Origin of the sequence: Clostridium sp., assembly GCF_016650035.1 — a bacterium.
In the GTDB taxonomy this organism is placed as follows: Bacteria; Bacillota; Clostridia; order Clostridiales; family Clostridiaceae; genus Clostridium_AD.
Genome location: NZ_JAENWM010000007.1, coordinates 46,998 through 65,184, shown reverse-complemented (window position 1 = coordinate 65,184; position 18,187 = coordinate 46,998). Strand labels below are relative to the sequence as shown.

The following is an 18,187-nucleotide window of genomic DNA, read 5'->3' as shown; positions in this document are numbered from 1 at the left end:
ATAGAAAAATGTGAAATTTATTTAGAATCACGGAGCAAATAGAAATAAATTTGTTGCAATTTATACGTTTCTTTTTTTATAGATTAGGGGGAAGTATGTTTATCAAAGAATATGAGATTAAAGTTGTTTTACCTAAGGAAATTTACAAAAGATTTAAGATGGGTACGATTGCGTATTTAGACATTGAAGCCACAGGTTTTGATTTTGAGTATGACAAAATAGTGTTAATATCCCTAGGTTATTACTTAAACGAAGAAGAATTTAAAGTTATTCAATATTTTGCAGAGACGCCTTATGAAGAGGAAAACATTTTAAAAGAGCTTAAGAAAGCTATGGGTAATTTTAAAACATGGTGTTCTTATAATGGTACGGCCTTTGATGAACCCTTTGTAATCAGAAAGATGAATAAATATAATTTACATTTTAGATTGCCTGGTGAACACATAGATTTATTTAGAATTATAAGACCCTTTCATAAAAGAATGGGAATGAAGGGCTGTAGTTTGAAGAATGTAGAACAGTTTACTGGAATTTATAGAAAAGATGAAATAAGTGGAGCTAGAAGCGTTGAGATTTATCAAGAATACCTAGAAAAACATGATGAAAAATTGAAGGAAATTCTTATGCTCCATAACTATGAAGATGTTGCAAATTTGCCTAAAATTTTTAAAGTGATTAACACAATTGAAAATGATCTAGATGTTAAAAGGAAAGAAAAACTAGCTAAAAAACAACTAGCTCTACAAAAGAGCAATAGAAATACAAGTGAATCATTAAAAGCAGTTAACAGCCAACTATCATAAAGCATAGAAAAAGTTAATAACACATAAAAAAAGATTGATATAATACACTGTGTATTATATCAATCTTTTATTTATTTTTTCATTTGTTCATCTTTTTTGTCCTTATTACTAGAGGGTTTTGAATTGCAACTATGGCTACAATTTTTACAGCCACTACCGCAATCACCGCTTGCTTGCCTTTTTATATTAGAATATAATAAATAAACAGCTACGATAACAATCACACCAACAATAATATATTCCATAATCACATCACCTCTTTATATTTTGTACTAATACTTTTTTATTAACCAATTATAATACTACCTATATTAAATATTAAGAAAGAAACTACCCAAGCAAGTATTAATTGATAGGATACGGAGAAAATAGCCATTTTATTTCCGTATTCTTTTTTCATAGTTGCAATTACTGACACGCAAGGTGTGTAGAGTAATACAAAAGAGAGAAAACTATAAGCGGATAGTGGCGAAAAATAACCAGGTAAGATATTGGTTAAATTGCCTCCGTATATAACACCCATGGTACCTACAACTACTTCTTTAGCCATAAGACCAGTTAGAAGTGCTATAGAATTTTGCCAAGAAGCAAATCCAAGCGGGATAAATATTGGGTTTATAAATTTTCCGATTATAGCGAGGAAACTAGAATTTATGTCAACCATACCTGTAATGTTGAAATTTGATAAGAACCATACTATTACAGAAATTGAGAAAATTATAGTGCCTGCTTTCTTTAAGAAACCTTTACCTTTTTCCCAAGTATGTAGTAATAAGGTCTTTGGTTCTGGTAATTTATATTCTGGTAATTCTATAATAAAAGGCTCTTCGTCTTTTCTAAACAAAGTGTGTTTGAATAATATACCAATTCCAAAGGCTAAGCCAATACCCATTAAGTATAATGAAAATACTATTAAGGTCTCGCGTCCGGGGAAAAATACTGATGCAAAGAGTGCATAAACTGGTAGTCTAGCATTGCAAGACATTAGAGGTACTAAAAGAGCAGTTAATTTTCTGTCTTTATCACTTTCTAAAGTTCTAGCAGACATTATAGCTGGCACTGAACATCCAAATCCAACAATCAAGGGGATAAAGGCTTTGCCTGAGAGTCCCATTTTTCTCATTAATTTATCCATTATAAAAGCAGCTCTTGCCATGTAACCACTGTCTTCTAAAAATGATATACCTAAGAATAATGCCAATATAATCGGCAAGAATACTACCACAGAGCCAACTCCACTTATAATACCATCGACTATAAGAGAAGAAAACCAATCACTATTACTTGCAAGTATATTACTTATAAATGGAATAAGAGAATCATTAAGTAATGTATTTAAAAGATCAGCTAAAGGTTGTCCTACCCAATTGAAAGTAAACATAAATATTAAAAATAAACTACCAAAAAACAATGGATAAGCCATAAATCTATTAAGAACAATTTTATCTATTATTTCGGTAATAGAAATTTTATTATTATTGCGTTTATTAGTACAGGATTTTAATAAAGACTCAATGTAACCATATGTTTCTTTTTCATCTTTAAATTTTAAAGTGTTAGGCGTTGTAGTGATATAATCTTTGTTAATGAGGCAATCAGTAACATCAGATATTCCCGTGCCTTTTGAAGCTACAATAGGTATAATTTTCATCCCTAGTTTTTCTGATAAAAGCTTATAATCAATATCAAAGCCTTTCGATAGGGCTACATCTACCATGTTTAATACTAAAATTATTGGTATATTAAATTGTCTTAATTGTGTTGTAAGATATAAATTTCTTTCAAGATTTGATGCATCAATAATATTTATAATTACATCTACATTTTCATTTTCCAAAAACTCTTTAGAAACTTTTTCTTCGTTTGAATAAGTATCCATTGCATAAATTCCTGGCAAATCAACAAGTTTAATTTGATTATTAATTATGCCTTCTTTTTTATCTACGGTTACTCCACCCCAATTACCCACATGTTGATTGGATCCTGTAAGTGCATTAAATAAAGTCGTCTTACCAACATTAGGATTACCTAATAGTGCAGCAGTAATCATTTTAATCCTCCTTCTTATGCAGTTTTAACATGTATATTTTTAGCATCATTTTTTCTAATAGCTAAATTGAAACCACGTAAATTTATAATTATAGGGTCGCCTAGTGGAGCAGTTGCTTTTAGTGTTACTTCTGTGCCTTCTATGCAACCTAATGCGAATAATCTTTTCATAAATTTCTCATCGCCATAAATTGATTGGATGAGTGCTTTATCTCCAGGTTTTAAATCATAGATGCTCATAATAATCACTCCTCATTGAAAATAATTCTCAATATCATTTTACCATCATTATTTATAAGTGTCAATATAAAAATAATGCTCAAATGTACTAAATTTTTAAAAATACTTCATATAATAGGGGAAACTGTGATAACATATAAATAGAGAAGAGTTGTAAACAAGTTAGTAAACTTAGTAGAAAAGAGTGATAGTGTGATTACAAAACTTAGTAGTATTAAGGTGGGGGAAATTTCAACAGAAAATGCCCTTGTCATAGACGGAAATGAGAACCTCTTTAAAGACGCATTGTTTTTTGATTTAGAACATTATATTTATAAAAAACCTATATGTATTGGAGTTTTTGGATGTTGTATTTATGATGAAGCATCAAATGAGTTAAAGGTTACTCAATATATGGCGGAAAATAAAAAAGATGCTGTAGAAATATTATCTCTAGCTAAAAATTATTTTGAAGAAATGAAGAATAAATATAACAAAAAATGCATTGTTACGTTTTCGGGAAATAATGATTTTACAGTTATAAATTATTTGTTAAAGGCACACAAAATAGACTTTTTATTAGAAGGATATTTTCAAGATGTAGATCTTCAAAAATGTTATGAAAAAGCTGAAGGAAATTGTATTGGGCTTAAAGCTTTAGAAAAGATATTTGATATTGATCGTGAAAGTGAATTAATTAGTGGATCTAATTTAGCTAAAACCTTTGGTAAAATAGTAAAAGATGATGACTATATAAATAGAATGCCTCAGGAGAAAAAAGATAAAATACTACTATATAATCAACAGGATGTTGTGAGTTTATTCTATATATATGTGGACTGGTTTAATAAGGTAGGATTAAAAACTGAAGAAATTGAAGCACAGCAATAGCTGTGTTTTTTTATTGCAGAAAAAATATGTATAGAGAATTCTTCTTCGTACCTTGCAACAGAGCTCGAAACTAGGAAATACCATTAATAAACTCTAATCTTTCGCTCATATAAAATTCTCTAACGTTCACATTCGCCTTCCTGGCTCAGGTTCACTAGCCTGCCGTCCTGGCAGGCTTACGAGAATTTTATGTTCGCGAAAGAAGAGTTTCTAAATAGTATTTCAATAGTTTTGTCGCTTCTGTTTCAAGTCACTTTGAAGAAAGTCTATACATGAGTTTGTAATAAAAAAATATAAAGTGAAGTAATAGTAGATGATTATAAGCTTAATGTGAAAGTTAAGTAATCAAAAATGTTGATAGAGTTTGTATAAAGAATAGTGATAATTTATTAATGAGGAATACTAGAACCCTTTACATAATATTGTAATAGAAAGTACTTGCAATTAAATAATGGGGGGGAAGAGTATGGAGAAGATTCGAAAGAACATTGATGCAGCTATGGGAAGGATTAAATCAGATTTGGTATTAAAGAATGCAAAGTTTATTAATGTGTTTACTGAAACGATAGATAGTGGGGATATTGCTATAGTTAATGATATTATTATAGGTATTGGTAATTATGATGGGGAAAGTGAAATTGATTGTTCGGATTTATATGTAACACCGGGATTTATAGATGCGCATGTGCATATAGAATCTTCTATGGTTATGCCCCAGCAGTTTGGAAGGGTAGTAATTAAAAAAGGTGTGACTACCGTAATAGCAGATCCACATGAAATAGCTAATGTAGATGGAATGAAGGGTATAAATTTTATGCTGGAAAATAGTGTGAAGGCCCCTATAGATATTTTTTACATGCTACCTTCTTGTGTTCCAGCCACTAAATTTGAGGATAGTGGTTGCGTTATTAATGCGAAGGAATTAGAAAAATTAATAGATAATAATAGAGTTTTAGGCCTTGGTGAGGTAATGGATGTTGCTGCAGTTATAAATAAGGATGAAGATATATTAGAAAAAATAGAAATGGCAAAGCTTAAACATATTGATGGGCATTGTCCGAATATATCATATAGGGAGCTTAATGCATATTTGAGCTCTGGTGTTAAAACAGATCATGAGTGCACTAGTGCTAAGGAAGCCTTAGACAAAGTTAGTAGAGGAATGTACGTTATGCTAAGAGAAGGGTCTGCTGCTAGAAATTTAAAAAACTTACTTCCAGCTGTTAATAATCATAATTATGGAAGATTTTTATTCTGCACTGATGATAGACATATAGACGACGTGCTAGAGGATGGATCTATAGATAACTGTATTAGAATGTCTATAAAGCAAGGGCTTAATCCTATAAAGGCTTTTTTAATTGCCTCATTTAATGCAGCTAAGTGCTATGATTTAAAGGACAGAGGGGCTATAGCCCCAGGGTATAAAGCGGATTTGGTGCTATTTGAAGACCTAAAGGGTTTAAATATAGTAAAAGTTATTAAAGATGGTAAGCAGTACACAGAGCTTCAGGATATAAAACACGAAAAATTAAAAATAAGTTCTTCCATGCATATGGAGTTTATAAATAGTGATATATTTAAGGTGGAAAGTAAAGCTAAAATTGTAAATGTAATAAAATTAATTCCAAAATCATTAGAAACTAAATTGGTACAAAGAAAAACAGAGAATGAGCATGGCTGTATAAAGAGAATGGTGGAAAAAGATATATTAAAAATCGCAGTGTTTGAAAGACATCACAATACAGGTAAGCATTTTGTTGGATTTATAGAGGGCCTGGGACTAAAGCATTGCTCTATAGCACAAACAATATCTCATGATTCTCATAACGTTATAGTAGTGGGAGAAAACGATAAGGATATGGAGGTGGCCGTTAATGCTCTTATAACTATTGGTGGAGGAATCGTTATGGTGTCTGAAGGAAAGGTTATTGCTCAGTTAGGCTTGCCAATTGGAGGTATAATGACTTTTCAAACTCCATACATGGTGGCAGAGCATCTAAAAAGGCTCAGTAGGATTGCTAGAAACTTCGGAGTGCGAGAGGAATATGATCCTTTTATAAGCTTATCTTTTATGGCTCTTCCAGTAATACCACAGGTTAAAATTACTGCTAGAGGGATCTTTGATTATAATAAATCTGAGTTTATAAACCTTTTTGTCGAATAATAGGGAAAAGAAATTTTTTTTGAAAAAAATGAGATTTACTTGTGTTATTTTTATACTTATTTGTAGTTAATTAGCCTAGGTACTAATGTAATAATCATAAAAACAAAGATAAAGACTTGGAAATGCTTATATGCAATTTTTGTTACAGATAAAATACAAGTGGCATATTAAATTGTAAATATAATTTAATTTAAAAAAAATAAATAGCCTAATCCTTTTGGGACAGGGGCTATTTTTTTATTACCACAAAATACAATATTTTTTAGTATTTAATTGAATTCCCTTAGATTGTGATATATAATAACTTAACTAGTAAATCATAATATAATTGTTTTTATTATGATTTATAATTAGATTTACAGCATAAAGAGAAAAAAAACAGATAATATGTTTAATAAAGGGGCATAGCCAATGAGGAATATGGCAAAAAAAAGATTGGGAGATTTATTAGTTGAATCTAAAAAAATAGATTTAGAACAACTTCGGAATGTGCTCACAAAACAGCAAGGAACCGGGAAAAGAATAGGTCAAATTCTTATTGATGATGGTATTTTAAGTGAAGAAGATATTTTAGAAGTTCTAGAGCAACAATTATCTATAAAGAGAGTACATCTAGATAGGGAAGATATTGAGCAAAAAGTTGTTCAACTAATCCCAGAAATTATCTCGAAAAAATATAACTTAGTTGCTTTTGGTATGGAAGATAATAAGCTAAAGGTTGCCATGTCTGATCCACTAAATATATTTGCAGTAGACGATGTTAAGATATCTTCAAGTTTTGATGTTGAAATATATATCGCATCAACAAAAGATATTAAAAATACAATTGATAAATACTATGCTAATCAAAATGCGAAAAAAGCAGCTGAGGATTTATCAAAAGCTCAAGGAACAAATGAAGATAAGGAAGAAAATAAAGCACAATTAGATGATATAAAAAGCGCACCAGCGGTAAGACTTGTTGATTCTATAATAAGTGATGCAATAAAGCTGAAAGCCAGTGATATTCATATAGAACCTTTTGAAAATCATATAAAAATAAGATATAGAATAGATGGTACTTTAAATGAGATAGCCAAATACAATAAAGATATATTTAATGCTTTTATAACTCGTATAAAAATACTTGCAGAATTAAATATTGCAGAGAAGAGAATTCCACAGGATGGTAGAATTTTAACGATTATAGATGATAAGAAAGTAGATCTGAGGGTCTCCACTTTGCCAACAATTCACGGTGAAAAGATTGTAATCCGTATACTAGATAGAGAAAATTTCTTAGTAGGTAAAGAAAAGCTGGGTATGAATGAAGATGACTTAGAAAAAGTAGAAAAAATACTTAAAAATCCATATGGAATAATTTTGGTTACAGGACCTACAGGCAGTGGAAAATCCACTACACTATATACCTTATTAAGTGAACTTAATGATAATAGTAAGAACATTATAACAGTAGAAGACCCTGTAGAGTACGTAGTAGATGGAATAAACCAAGTAAATGTAAATGTAAAAGCAGGACTAACTTTTGCATCGGGATTAAGATCAATTTTAAGACAAGACCCTGATGTTGTTATGATAGGTGAGATAAGGGATAATGAAACAGCAGAAATAGCTACCAGAGCATCTATAACAGGGCATATAGTGCTAAGCACAATTCACACAAACGATGCACCTTCAGCTATTGTAAGGCTTATAGATATGGATATACAACCCTACCTAGTAGCTAGTGCCATAGCAGGAATTATATCTCAAAGACTTGTAAAAAAAATATGTCCAATGTGCAGTGAAATTTACATGGCAACTGATTTCGAAAAAGAGATTCTAGGAATTCACGGAGCGGAGGAATTAATGCTTCACAAAGGCAAAGGCTGTGGACACTGTAGCTACAGTGGATACAAAGGAAGAATAGGTGTATATGAAATAATGGAAGTAACTCGTAAACACAGAGAGTACATTATGCGTAATGCTAGTGTAGATGAAATAAGAGATATATGCATAGAAAATGGAATGAAAACGCTGAAAATATCCTGTATTGATTTAGTGCTAAAAGGAATGACAACCATTCAAGAACTGGTTAAGATAGCATATTTGAAAGAATAAGGGGGTGAGTAAATGCCTACATTTAAGTATAAAGTTATGAACCATCAAGGCCAAAAATCAGAAGGGACATTTAAGGCTAATAATAAAAATGAAGTGTTAGCCATGATAGAGGATAATAATTACTATCCTATAGAGATTAAAGAAACATTAGAACGTGAGCAGAAAGATATATTTGAATCCTTTGAAAAAGTTAAAACAAAGGACTTATACATATTTTGTAGGCAGTTTCACACCATGATAAATGCGGGTGCTAATATTTCTAATGCATTAGACGTTTTAAGAAAACAAACGGTAAATAAAAAATTGAAGAAAAGCTTAAATGAAGCATATGATGATGTGCAGAAGGGGATATCTCTTTCGGAAGCACTCGGTAAGCATAACGATGTGTTTCCTGATTTACTGATAAATATGATTAATACTGGTGAAGTCAGTGGTAATTTAGATATAATAATGAGCAGAATGGCATCACATTTTGAAAAAGAGAATAAGATAAATAACCAACTTAAGAGTGCTATGGTTTATCCAATGGTCCTGGCAGGTTTATCAGTGGTAGTAGTGATTTTTCTTTTAACATTTATAATGCCCACATTCATAGGAATGTTTGAAGGCTCAGGAGTGCCTCTACCATTACCAACTAGAATAGTTATGGGATTAAGTGAATTTATACAAACTAAATGGTACATTTTAATTGCAGTTATAAGCGTAGCAGTTTATGGTGTGAAAAATTATACTAAAAGTCCAATAGGTAGATTATCATTAGATGGATTAAAATTGAAACTACCGATAATTAAAGATACTACCGAAAAAGTAATAGTATCAAGATTTACTAGAACATTATCTACAGTACTTGCTAGTGGGGTATCTTTGGTACAAGCCCTAGAAGTGGTACAAAGGGTAGTTGGAAATAAAGTAGCAGAAAATAGCTTAGAAGTAATTAAAGAAAAAGTACTAAAAGGAATATCTTTAGGTGAAGCGATAGGAGATGAATCTCTATTTCCAGTAATGCTACACTCCATGATAAAAATAGGTGAAGAGTCTGGTTCACTTGACGATATATTGGATAAGACAGCAAATTTTTATGATGAAGAATTAGAAGCTTCGCTGAAAAGAATGACTACAATGCTAGAACCACTGATGATAATAGTTATGGGAGTTATTATTGGATTTATAGTTATTGCTATGATGATGCCGATGTTTGATATGGTTAATACAGTTTAATATATGATGCAACTACAAAATGGTAATATTTCGTAGTTGAGTCGTTATTATATAATTAATTTATAAGGAGGCATTATTAATGGAAATGGATTTAATAAAGAAAAAGAAGAAAAAAGGGTTTACGCTGATTGAGCTTATTGTTGTTATTGCAATTTTGGGGATATTGGCGGCGATAGCTATTCCAAGGTTTGCAAAAGTTCAAAGTAGTGCTAAGAATAAAGCAAATGTTGCTACACAACAGGTTGTGAAAAATGCCGCTTCAGTTGCTTATTATGATGGAGTTGCTTTTGGTAGTATTGATGAAGACGAACTTGTTACCGATAATTATCTTGATGAAACAGCATATTATAAAGATGCATCTAATGCTGATGTAGCTGTAACAGTTAGCGTAGATGTATCTGGTAATGTAAATGTTTCTGTACCAGCTACAATTGATTAGAACTATTAGAAAAGCAGCACGATGGTCCGTCCACCAGTAGCAAGTTCAACCCTTCGGGTCTCACAAAGCCCCAAGGGGTCATGAATCAAATCCATTTAATGGAAAGGTAATGTAGCAACCATTAAACGGATTTGCTCCGCTAACCCATTTAATGGAATGGGGTCGGGTCAGCTACCCAGTATATGGAAATTGAAGCAAGTTCAGTTTCTTCTCAAGGCCCCAGGAGTCATGAACAAACTGCGAATGGAAATATTATATTAAACAAAGAGTCAGCAATGGAGCCTGATGGTAGAACAATCTACGTAGGCCAATAACTCAAGGTTACAAACATCAACTTCCAGTTATTGTTATCACCTTAGGGTACGCAACAATAGCTGGAAGTTCATATTAAACATTTCAATTAAATAAACTAAAAAAGAGGTGACTACTCATGTTCAACTCAAAAGTTATATCCATAGACATAGGTTCAAAAAATACAAAACTAGTTTTAGGAAGTCAAAGCAAAAAAAATGTTATCATAGAAAAAGCCATCAATATTCCTACTCCAGTAGGATATTATAATGATGGAAATATTTTAGATATAACTAAATTCAAAACTGATATTTTAGATGTGATACAAAAGGAAAATATAAAATGTAAAAATATCATTATCACCACAAAAAGCACATTAATTATAACTAGAGATATTGATACCCCAGTTGCTAAAAAGGAAGATATGGACGCTATAATTAAGTTTCAAATGGAAAAATATTTACCAATTAGGTTTGATGATTATATAATGCAATATAAAGTATTAAAAGAGTTTGAAGAGGTCGGTGTGAAAAAAGCTAAGGTTACAGTAGTAGTGTATCCTAAAACCATGGCAGATGGATATTATAATTTAATAAAGGGATTAAAAGGCAATGCAGTAGCATTAGATATTAGTTCCAATAGTATTAATAAGTTATTTACTTACGATATAAAAATTAATGATGAAAATTACAGTATGGAAGACACTGTTGCAGTTATAGATTTAGGATATGATTTTATGAATGTAAATATTGTTACAGGTGGAAATGTGCAGTTTACTAGAATTATCACTTATGGTGGCGCTCATATAGATATTGATATTGCTAAGCAGTTATCTATTTCAGAAGAAGAAGCAGAAAAGCAAAAGATAGAGTGTTGTAATTTAGAAGCAGATTCTCTAAGTAATATTCAGAGTTCAACGGTAAATAATATTGTAAAAGTACAAGTGAAAAATTGGATTCACGAAATAGAAAGATTGCTTAATTATTATAAAAATAAAGAACAAGGCAATAAAGTTGACAAGATATATATTTATGGAGGAAGTTCAAATCTTAAAGGTATAGAAACATTTATAAAAGATGCATTGAACTTACCTGTTATCAAAATACAGAGCTTAAGTAATGTAAACTGTTCTAAAATAAATGAATCTAAAGTAGATCTATCTAAAAAAGACATATTTAAAGTAGAATCATCTAAAGTAGATCCAGCTAGAATAGATGAGGAATTAAGCAAATATTTAAACGCTATAGGAGCGATAATAAGACTGAGGTAGGTGAAACTTATGAAGGATTTTAACTTTTTTTCTCAATATTCGGGAAGTAGAAAAGATTTTAAAAAAGAATATTTATATGCTGTTGTATTATCTATGGGGTTAATCTTATTCATTAGTTTTACTTATGCCTTTAATTATTTTAAAATAAGTAAGTTGAATTCAGAAATAGTGGATATACAGCAAAATTTAAATTCAAAAGAGAATATTGTTAAGTTAAAAGAAATAGAAGATGAAGAAAAGAAGTTGGCATTAATGAATCAGTATCATGATATTGTGGTAAATATTAGTGATGACATAAATAGTAAAGACATTATAGGTAGTCAACTAATGGATGAAATAAATTCTTGCGTTCCTGGCGGTGTGTATTTTAAAGATATTACTTTGGATGCTAGTGGAATGCAACTTAAAGCCGAAGGAAAAGATAGAGAATCAGTAGCAGTATTTGAGCGAGCTTTAAGAAACTTAGATAGTATAAAAGAAGTTCATGTTTCTATCATAGATTCGTCATCTACAGAAAACAAAAACCTTACTTTTAGTATATATTGTACTTTAAAGGACGGTGATAATAATGAAGGTAACTAAAAGGGAACAAATACTAATAGGAGCTTTATTGTTAATGTTATTAGGTTACAGTTATTATAATTTTATTTATACAAAACAAGATCAAAAGATAACTGAATTAAAAGCCAGTAGAGATGAGTATTCGCAAAAATGGGAGCAGGGTAAAGCAAAGATTGCATCACAAGATAAAAGAAAAGAGCAGTATAGCACTTTAAATACTAAAATATCTAAGGTAACAGATATGCTATTTCCTTCAATAGAGCAGGAAGAAATTATAGTAGTTTTAGACAAAATGATTAAAGAAAGTAATCTTCAAGCAGAAACGTTAGAATTTTCAGAAGTAAGTAGGGAAAACACCGCAGTAGATACAAGTAAAACTGCAAAAGTTGAAGACGATAGTAAAAATGCAACAAATGAAATAGACAAGTTAGTAAGCGACTTTAATGGTACGACTGTAAAAGATGGTACTAGTGAAAATACAAACATTACTAATTCAAATGTTATTGGTGCATATAAAATGCAAGTTACATTTAAGTTTAGCGGTAGTTATGATGAACTTATGAATTTTATAGAGAAAGTAGAAGATTATGATAAAAAAGTAATTATAAATAGCATATACCTACTTGAAGCAGAGGGTAGTGATTTATCAGGAACTATTATATTAGATTTTTATGGTGTTCCTAAGCTTAATGATAATTATGAATTTGACTGGGATTATAAAGCGCCTAGCGGTATTGGAAATCCTTTTCTTGGGGCATCTACTTAAGTATAAGTTAACAATGAAGGTATAGAGCTAGCAAATCTTTATGTTACAAAACCGAAAATGAGTAAAAATTACAAAAAATATAGTGATAAATGGATAGAAATATTTTGAATTTTGATGTGCTTTATTGTAAATTTGTTTTTAAAGGAGATATACTTATGATACCAAAAAATAATAAGGGATCTGCCCTAATTGTTGTTATTATGGTTATGGTTGTTATGACAATACTTGGTATGGCCATGTTAAATATTAGCCTTTCAGAAACAAGGCAAGCATCTAATGAAGATAAAAGATTACAAGCCCATTATCTTGCACGTTCAGGCGCAGAAGCCACTTTAAGCGCATTTGAAAATCCAGACATTGTTATTAAACCGATTGGAACATGTGAACCTGTATTTTTAAATAATTCAAACCAATTTGTTAATGCTCAGCCAGTAAATATGAACGGAAAATTTGTAGTCGAAATAAAAAAGGTAGGCTCTGTTACAACCATAATTTCTGTGGGCACGGTTGGAAATGTTCAACAAACAGTAATAGTAACAAGGGTAAAAGGAACTACCACAGTTACGGATCCGCCAGGTGATACAGTTTCTGGAGCCGATTTATTATGGTATGACCCAAGTAGTGGACAAGCAAGCGATGATGCAAATGTGCTTAGTGGGAAGGGGAAAATAGTAACAGTAGATTTTGATAAGCCTAACAAAAGGTTAAAGATTGAAAAGAAAACTCCAACTTACGAAGCGGATACTATAGTGTTCACCACTGATATTTGGAACTTTAAAAGCCCATTAACATTAAATGCAGGTATGTTAATTTTCGATGTAAAATTAGTTATGAATAGGAATGGTAAAAATGATGGAAAATTAGTTTTAAAGGTTTTACCCTCAGTTGGTGTAATTAGAACTGATAAAATTGATACAACTGAAAAATGGGGGAGAATACAATATGATTCACAATGGTACTATTATAAAAATGGTTCAGAAATAAAAAGTCATGATGAATTCAAAACATTAGATAAAATACCTATCGGAGATATTAATTTTCCTGGTTCATCTACACACGAAATTATATTTTATACGGATACTTGGAGCTAGTATATAATAAAAGAGGGTGAAAATATGACTAAAGGTAAAAGTGTAATTAAAAATCAAGAAGGTTTTACATTAATAGAAGTTGTTCTATCTATTGCTATACTGGCTATAATAAGTACATCTTTTCTTAAAATGTTTACAAGTAGTATAGTTGGTATTTCAAACTCAGGTAAAAAAAGTGATTCTCATTTTACCGCACAAAATCAAATAGAAACTAATATTAATGATTCTACGATTTTAACTGGTAGTGTAGTAAACACAGCTACAGTTATTAAGTTGACCTTCTCAGGAGATCCAACTAATGAAATCCTAATACCTGGACGACAAATTGATGTACCTTATAATTATGGTAGTACATCTAAAGAATTAACTACCTTTACTACTCATTAATAAAAAGTATTTTATTGTACTTAAAGGGAGATGTATCTTAATGTGCATTAATACTAAGAAGAAATTAATTTTTAAGTCAGGATTTACACTTGTTGAATTAGTTGTGACTATAGCAATACTTGGGATAGCCATTAACAATGGCTTATTCCATGGGTAACTTTGGATATAAATCTTTTAATAATGGTGTTGCAAAATCAGATATACAATCCAATACCAGGCTTGCGGCTAATTATATAACAAAAGAACTTAGGTACAGTAGTGATGCAACATTACTAACAACCATGCCAGCCACTAATGATCCAACTAAAAAATATATTTATGTAGATGGTGGAAAACTTAAGAAATATTATAATGGTACCATAACAAATATAATAGGAGGAACGTCAACAAATATTACGACTACATTGGAATTTGAAATTAAAGATAATACAGTATATTTTAAAGTAGAAGAGACTTTAAAGAATCAGACCTTCAATTTGGACTCTACGGTAATGTTATTGAATATTGGTGGTAATATTTTGATGGACGGGACTACTGGATCAGTAATTTCATACAACTAAACCAAATGTTATGGCTACGGTCATAAAAATAGTTTAATAACCGAAAAACATGTCAATACTTCTAAATGAGGTGATGGACATGTCTTTTAAAATTTCGTGGAAAACCCATGTAATATGTATTTTTATAGCACTTATAATAGTAAAAATTCTAGGAAGTAACGCAGATAGTATAATTGACAATTTTTTTCTAAGGCCTTTTATCTTTTATCCAAGTGAATACTTAGTAATTAATTTTTTTATATATGCACTACTTTTAATGGTTCCAATATCAATTATACACGAGTCTATACATGGATTTGCATTTAAAGTTTTTGGTGGTAAGGTTAAGTATGGGTTCAAAGGAATTTATGCTTATACTATGGAAATTTCACAGCTGCCTATAGAGCGTACTAAATTTTTAATTATTCTTCTAGCACCAGTAACAGTGATGTCTATTGCATCATTATTATTGCCGACTTCGCTTGGTGGTGTAATATTCCTATTTAATTTATTAGGTGCTTCAGGAGATTTATATATGTCGTATAGACTTATGAAATGTCACTTTAATAGTAAGATAGTTGATAGAATATATGGCTTTGATGTGGTATAGAAAAACTAATATAATATTTTAGATTAGAGTGAATTTTATCCTATTTTTAGGATTGAAATTCACTCTTTATTTTTGTTCAAATCTAAAGTACTGAAAAATATATTTTATAATTATTTTTTAAATCCATTAATATGGCATAATGCTTTATTTCAGCTCATTTAACTGAGAAGGTTTTCATAAATGATAAGAAATTTAGGATTAAGGGAGGTATATTTTATTAAAAGTATGGCTAATATTCTTTATATAACCATGAAGCTAGGTTACCATTTTTCCTATAGTAGGCTTTTTAATTATGGAAATAATAAAAAACTCTATAAAACAGCTATCATACGTGAAAGCACAATTTCTAACTATAAAAAGATATTAGCTCTCATAAGGAGTTAAAATAAAAAAGATATTAGGAGGAATTAGAAAATGAAAAAGACTTTAAAAAAGAAAAAAGGGTTTACCTTAATTGAGCTTATAATTGTAATTGCAATTATTGGCATACTGGCAGCAATTGCGGTGCCTAAGTATTCTAATATACAAAAGGATGCAAAAGTAAAAGCAGATATTGCAAGTGCGAGGGTCATTGCAGATGCAACGGTGTTGGCCATGAACGATAATGTGATTTTTGAAGCACCCCAAGCTCCTGTTGCAGCTGACATAGTAAAGTACCTTTCACAGTACCCAACACCTCAGTTAATATCGGGAGACTTTACAATAGCTGTGGCTGATGATTTAGTAACGGTAACAGTTGCTTCAGATAAAACTCAAACTATTGCAGGTGCTGATCTTGACGATACGAATGAATTTCAATTATACCCGGAACTAGCAACAAAAGTAGAACCCTATAACAAATAATAATAAGGTTTACTAATAGAAGATTGATAATTCTATTTAGGTTTAAATCTGATTGTCCAAAGCACATATGACTTTGGACAATAAATTTTTTAATGTTCTTATTTCTACATATATGTTAAAATTAACAATAGAGTCAAAAACTACAAAGCCAAACAAAAGGGGGCTCCACTAATGGAAAGCATTTTTCCAATAACAATATTTATTCTAGGACTATTAATCGGAAGTTTTTTAAATGTATGTATATACAGGATTCCAAGAGGGGAAAGTATATCATTTCCACCCTCGCATTGCACTTCCTGTGGTAATGGTATAAAGCCCTATGATCTTATACCAGTAATTAGCTGGATCTTCTTAGGAGGAGAATGCAGAAACTGCAAGGAGAAAATATCTAGTAGATATGCCCTAGTAGAACTTTCAACAGCTACGCTATTTTTATTAACTTATTTTAAGTATGGATTAGATATAAATCTTCTAAAGTTTTTAATACTAATACCTTTTTTAGTAATTATAGCTATGATAGATTATGACACAATGGATGTATACAGCACAACTACTTGGATGGCTATAGGAGTGGGTATTGTTTTTCTAGGGGTTAACTTTTACCTAGGTGAACAAGTACTTACCTACGTTTATGGTGGGATGCTTGGAGCGGGTACTATAACTTTTATTATTTTAATGTCCAAGCTTATTCTTGGAACAGAGGGTATGGGCTGGGGTGATGCTGAAATTTGCGGACTTTGTGGATTGTTTTTAGGTTTCAAATTAACCTTTATGATGCTGTTTTTTTCTTTCATAATTGGTGGGGTTATTGGTGGTTATTTACTTATTTTTAAAAAGAAAAAAGGTAGAGCGGAAATGCCTTTTGGTCCATCCATTATAATGGCAACTTTTTTAATAATTATTTATGGGGAGAAAATTTTAAATTGGTATTTTAATTTATATCTATAAATAATAGTAATAAACATAATGTTATTTGTGCATAATAAAAGCAAGTAGTATCATAATTATGTTAGATAACATAACGATTAAGGCTCTAATTATCGAATAGCAGTCTAAACATGTGGACTTTAACGTAAACTAGAGTATAACGTGAATGGTTTCGATAATCCTCCGACTATCTAGAATGGCTCTATTTGGCTATTTTAAGAAATCGGTGTATAATGAGACATAACTGTATTGGTTGTGAAGGGTTGATATAATGCAAAATGTATTGCAGAACATGAATAGCAAATGGAAGGAAAAAACCATGAAAGCAAAGAAAAGTGATTATCTTCAAAAGATTTATGAGAAAAGTCCTACTACCGGAAATTATGTTATACAGGTAGCTTTAGACAAGTATAATGATATATTTAATGATTGGGACCACGCTCCTTTCAAAAAAAGAGATATGGATCCGGATTTAGCAATTTTTCTTGAAAATTGTTTTGAAGAAATCCCGGATAAACATGGAGTGGATATATGCTTCTACTTACCAAAAGAGGGAAAAGACGTAAATAGAGAAGAATCTTTAATTGCAGGTATAAAAACTTATTATTCTTTTTATTTGCATCAAGAAATTAAAGTTTTAAAAGATAATTATCACAAGATATTTAAATATATAATAACATCACTTGGTCTCCTTGCAGTGTCTGTTTTTTTAGGTACAACTGTTGGTGATAATATATTCCTTGGAACTATACAACAAGGATTTAATATAGGCGGATGGGTGTTTTTATGGGAAGTTATTTCAATGGTTTTCTTTAGAGGACGCGAAGTCAGCTCTGAGATTACTAAATATCAGAGGTTTTTAAGTTCATTAATTTATTTTAAATATAGTAATTAGAAGTTATTATTCTTATGTATCAGGAAGTAAAGCAATTTTAAATAAAATACTAAACAAAATAATAAACACAAACCCTTTCTATAGATGTAAAATAGAGGGGGTTTGTGTTTTTCATAAGTAT

The 18,187-nt window shown here is 30.7% G+C and carries 20 protein-coding genes; 17 read left to right on the top strand and 3 right to left on the bottom strand.

The annotated features are described in order from the left end of the window. Positions 1-95: 95 nt before the first annotated feature. On the top strand, positions 96-803 hold the full coding sequence (locus JJD95_RS03060; protein ID WP_291640229.1) for a ribonuclease H-like domain-containing protein: 708 nt from the start codon (positions 96-98) through the stop codon (positions 801-803). Positions 804-874: 71 nt separating this feature from the next. Here JJD95_RS03060 and JJD95_RS03055 read toward each other — a convergent pair whose 3' ends face one another. The 3 genes from JJD95_RS03055 to JJD95_RS03045 are packed head-to-tail and all read right to left on the bottom strand — an operon-like array spanning position 875 to position 3,092. Beyond that, complete coding sequence (locus JJD95_RS03055) at positions 875-1,048, bottom strand: FeoB-associated Cys-rich membrane protein (RefSeq protein ID WP_291640258.1); 174 nt, start codon at positions 1,046-1,048, stop codon at positions 875-877. 41 nt (positions 1,049-1,089) lie between these two features. After that, the gene (feoB, locus tag JJD95_RS03050) at positions 1,090-2,853 is read right to left on the bottom strand and encodes a ferrous iron transport protein B (protein WP_291640227.1); all 1,764 of its coding nucleotides are present in this window, start codon (positions 2,851-2,853) and stop codon (positions 1,090-1,092) included. A 14-nt stretch (positions 2,854-2,867) separates the two neighbouring features. Next, positions 2,868-3,092: a ferrous iron transport protein A gene (locus tag JJD95_RS03045; RefSeq protein ID WP_291640225.1), complete on the bottom strand. Its 225-nt coding sequence runs from the start codon at positions 3,090-3,092 to the stop codon at positions 2,868-2,870. Between the two features lie 192 nt (positions 3,093-3,284). Between JJD95_RS03045 and JJD95_RS03040 the strand changes: the two genes are divergently transcribed. The 16 genes from JJD95_RS03040 (at position 3,285) to JJD95_RS02965 (ending at position 18,066) form a co-directional block, all read left to right on the top strand. After that, on the top strand, positions 3,285-3,962 hold the full coding sequence (locus JJD95_RS03040; RefSeq protein ID WP_291640223.1) for a ribonuclease H-like domain-containing protein: 678 nt from the start codon (positions 3,285-3,287) through the stop codon (positions 3,960-3,962). Between the two features lie 466 nt (positions 3,963-4,428). Beyond that, positions 4,429-6,129, top strand: a complete 1,701-nt coding sequence (ade, locus tag JJD95_RS03035) for an adenine deaminase (RefSeq protein ID WP_291640221.1) — start codon at positions 4,429-4,431, stop codon at positions 6,127-6,129. Between the two features lie 420 nt (positions 6,130-6,549). After that, positions 6,550-8,229, top strand: a complete 1,680-nt coding sequence (locus JJD95_RS03030; protein WP_291640256.1) for a GspE/PulE family protein — start codon at positions 6,550-6,552, stop codon at positions 8,227-8,229. A 12-nt stretch (positions 8,230-8,241) separates the two neighbouring features. Further along, on the top strand, positions 8,242-9,447 hold the full coding sequence (locus JJD95_RS03025) for a type II secretion system F family protein (protein ID WP_291640220.1): 1,206 nt from the start codon (positions 8,242-8,244) through the stop codon (positions 9,445-9,447). Between the two features lie 79 nt (positions 9,448-9,526). Next, on the top strand, positions 9,527-9,886 hold the full coding sequence (locus JJD95_RS03020; protein WP_291640218.1) for a type II secretion system protein: 360 nt from the start codon (positions 9,527-9,529) through the stop codon (positions 9,884-9,886). A 430-nt stretch (positions 9,887-10,316) separates the two neighbouring features. Next, on the top strand, positions 10,317-11,447 hold the full coding sequence (gene pilM, locus JJD95_RS03015; protein WP_291640216.1) for a pilus assembly protein PilM: 1,131 nt from the start codon (positions 10,317-10,319) through the stop codon (positions 11,445-11,447). Between the two features lie 9 nt (positions 11,448-11,456). Further along, the gene (locus tag JJD95_RS03010) at positions 11,457-12,029 is read left to right on the top strand and encodes a PilN domain-containing protein (protein WP_291640214.1); all 573 of its coding nucleotides are present in this window, start codon (positions 11,457-11,459) and stop codon (positions 12,027-12,029) included. Then, entirely contained in the window at positions 12,016-12,774 is a 759-nt protein-coding gene (locus tag JJD95_RS03005; protein ID WP_291640212.1) for a hypothetical protein, read from the top strand. Before JJD95_RS03010 ends, JJD95_RS03005 begins: the two co-directional genes overlap by 14 nt. A 155-nt stretch (positions 12,775-12,929) precedes the next feature. Then, positions 12,930-13,865, top strand: coding sequence for a PilX N-terminal domain-containing pilus assembly protein (locus tag JJD95_RS03000; protein ID WP_291640210.1), 936 nt, complete (start codon positions 12,930-12,932; stop codon positions 13,863-13,865). Between the two features lie 24 nt (positions 13,866-13,889). After that, on the top strand, positions 13,890-14,252 hold the full coding sequence (locus tag JJD95_RS02995) for a type II secretion system protein (protein WP_291640208.1): 363 nt from the start codon (positions 13,890-13,892) through the stop codon (positions 14,250-14,252). A 40-nt stretch (positions 14,253-14,292) separates the two neighbouring features. Next, positions 14,293-14,409, top strand: coding sequence for a type II secretion system protein (locus JJD95_RS02990; RefSeq protein ID WP_291640206.1), 117 nt, complete (start codon positions 14,293-14,295; stop codon positions 14,407-14,409). Then, positions 14,390-14,812: a hypothetical protein gene (locus JJD95_RS02985; RefSeq protein ID WP_291640204.1), complete on the top strand. Its 423-nt coding sequence runs from the start codon at positions 14,390-14,392 to the stop codon at positions 14,810-14,812. Before JJD95_RS02990 ends, JJD95_RS02985 begins: the two co-directional genes overlap by 20 nt. A gap of 79 nt (positions 14,813-14,891) precedes the next feature. Continuing rightward, a complete protein-coding gene (locus JJD95_RS02980; RefSeq protein ID WP_291640202.1) occupies positions 14,892-15,401 on the top strand; it encodes a DUF3267 domain-containing protein in 510 nt (169 codons plus the stop codon). 414 nt (positions 15,402-15,815) lie between these two features. Continuing rightward, positions 15,816-16,244 carry a prepilin-type N-terminal cleavage/methylation domain-containing protein gene (locus JJD95_RS02975; protein ID WP_291640200.1) on the top strand — a complete coding sequence of 143 codons (429 nt, stop codon included), beginning with the start codon at positions 15,816-15,818 and terminating at the stop codon, positions 16,242-16,244. Positions 16,245-16,415: 171 nt separating this feature from the next. Beyond that, entirely contained in the window at positions 16,416-17,192 is a 777-nt protein-coding gene (locus JJD95_RS02970) for an A24 family peptidase (RefSeq protein ID WP_291640198.1), read from the top strand. A gap of 298 nt (positions 17,193-17,490) precedes the next feature. After that, positions 17,491-18,066: a hypothetical protein gene (locus tag JJD95_RS02965; RefSeq protein ID WP_291640196.1), complete on the top strand. Its 576-nt coding sequence runs from the start codon at positions 17,491-17,493 to the stop codon at positions 18,064-18,066. Positions 18,067-18,187: the final 121 nt, after the last annotated feature.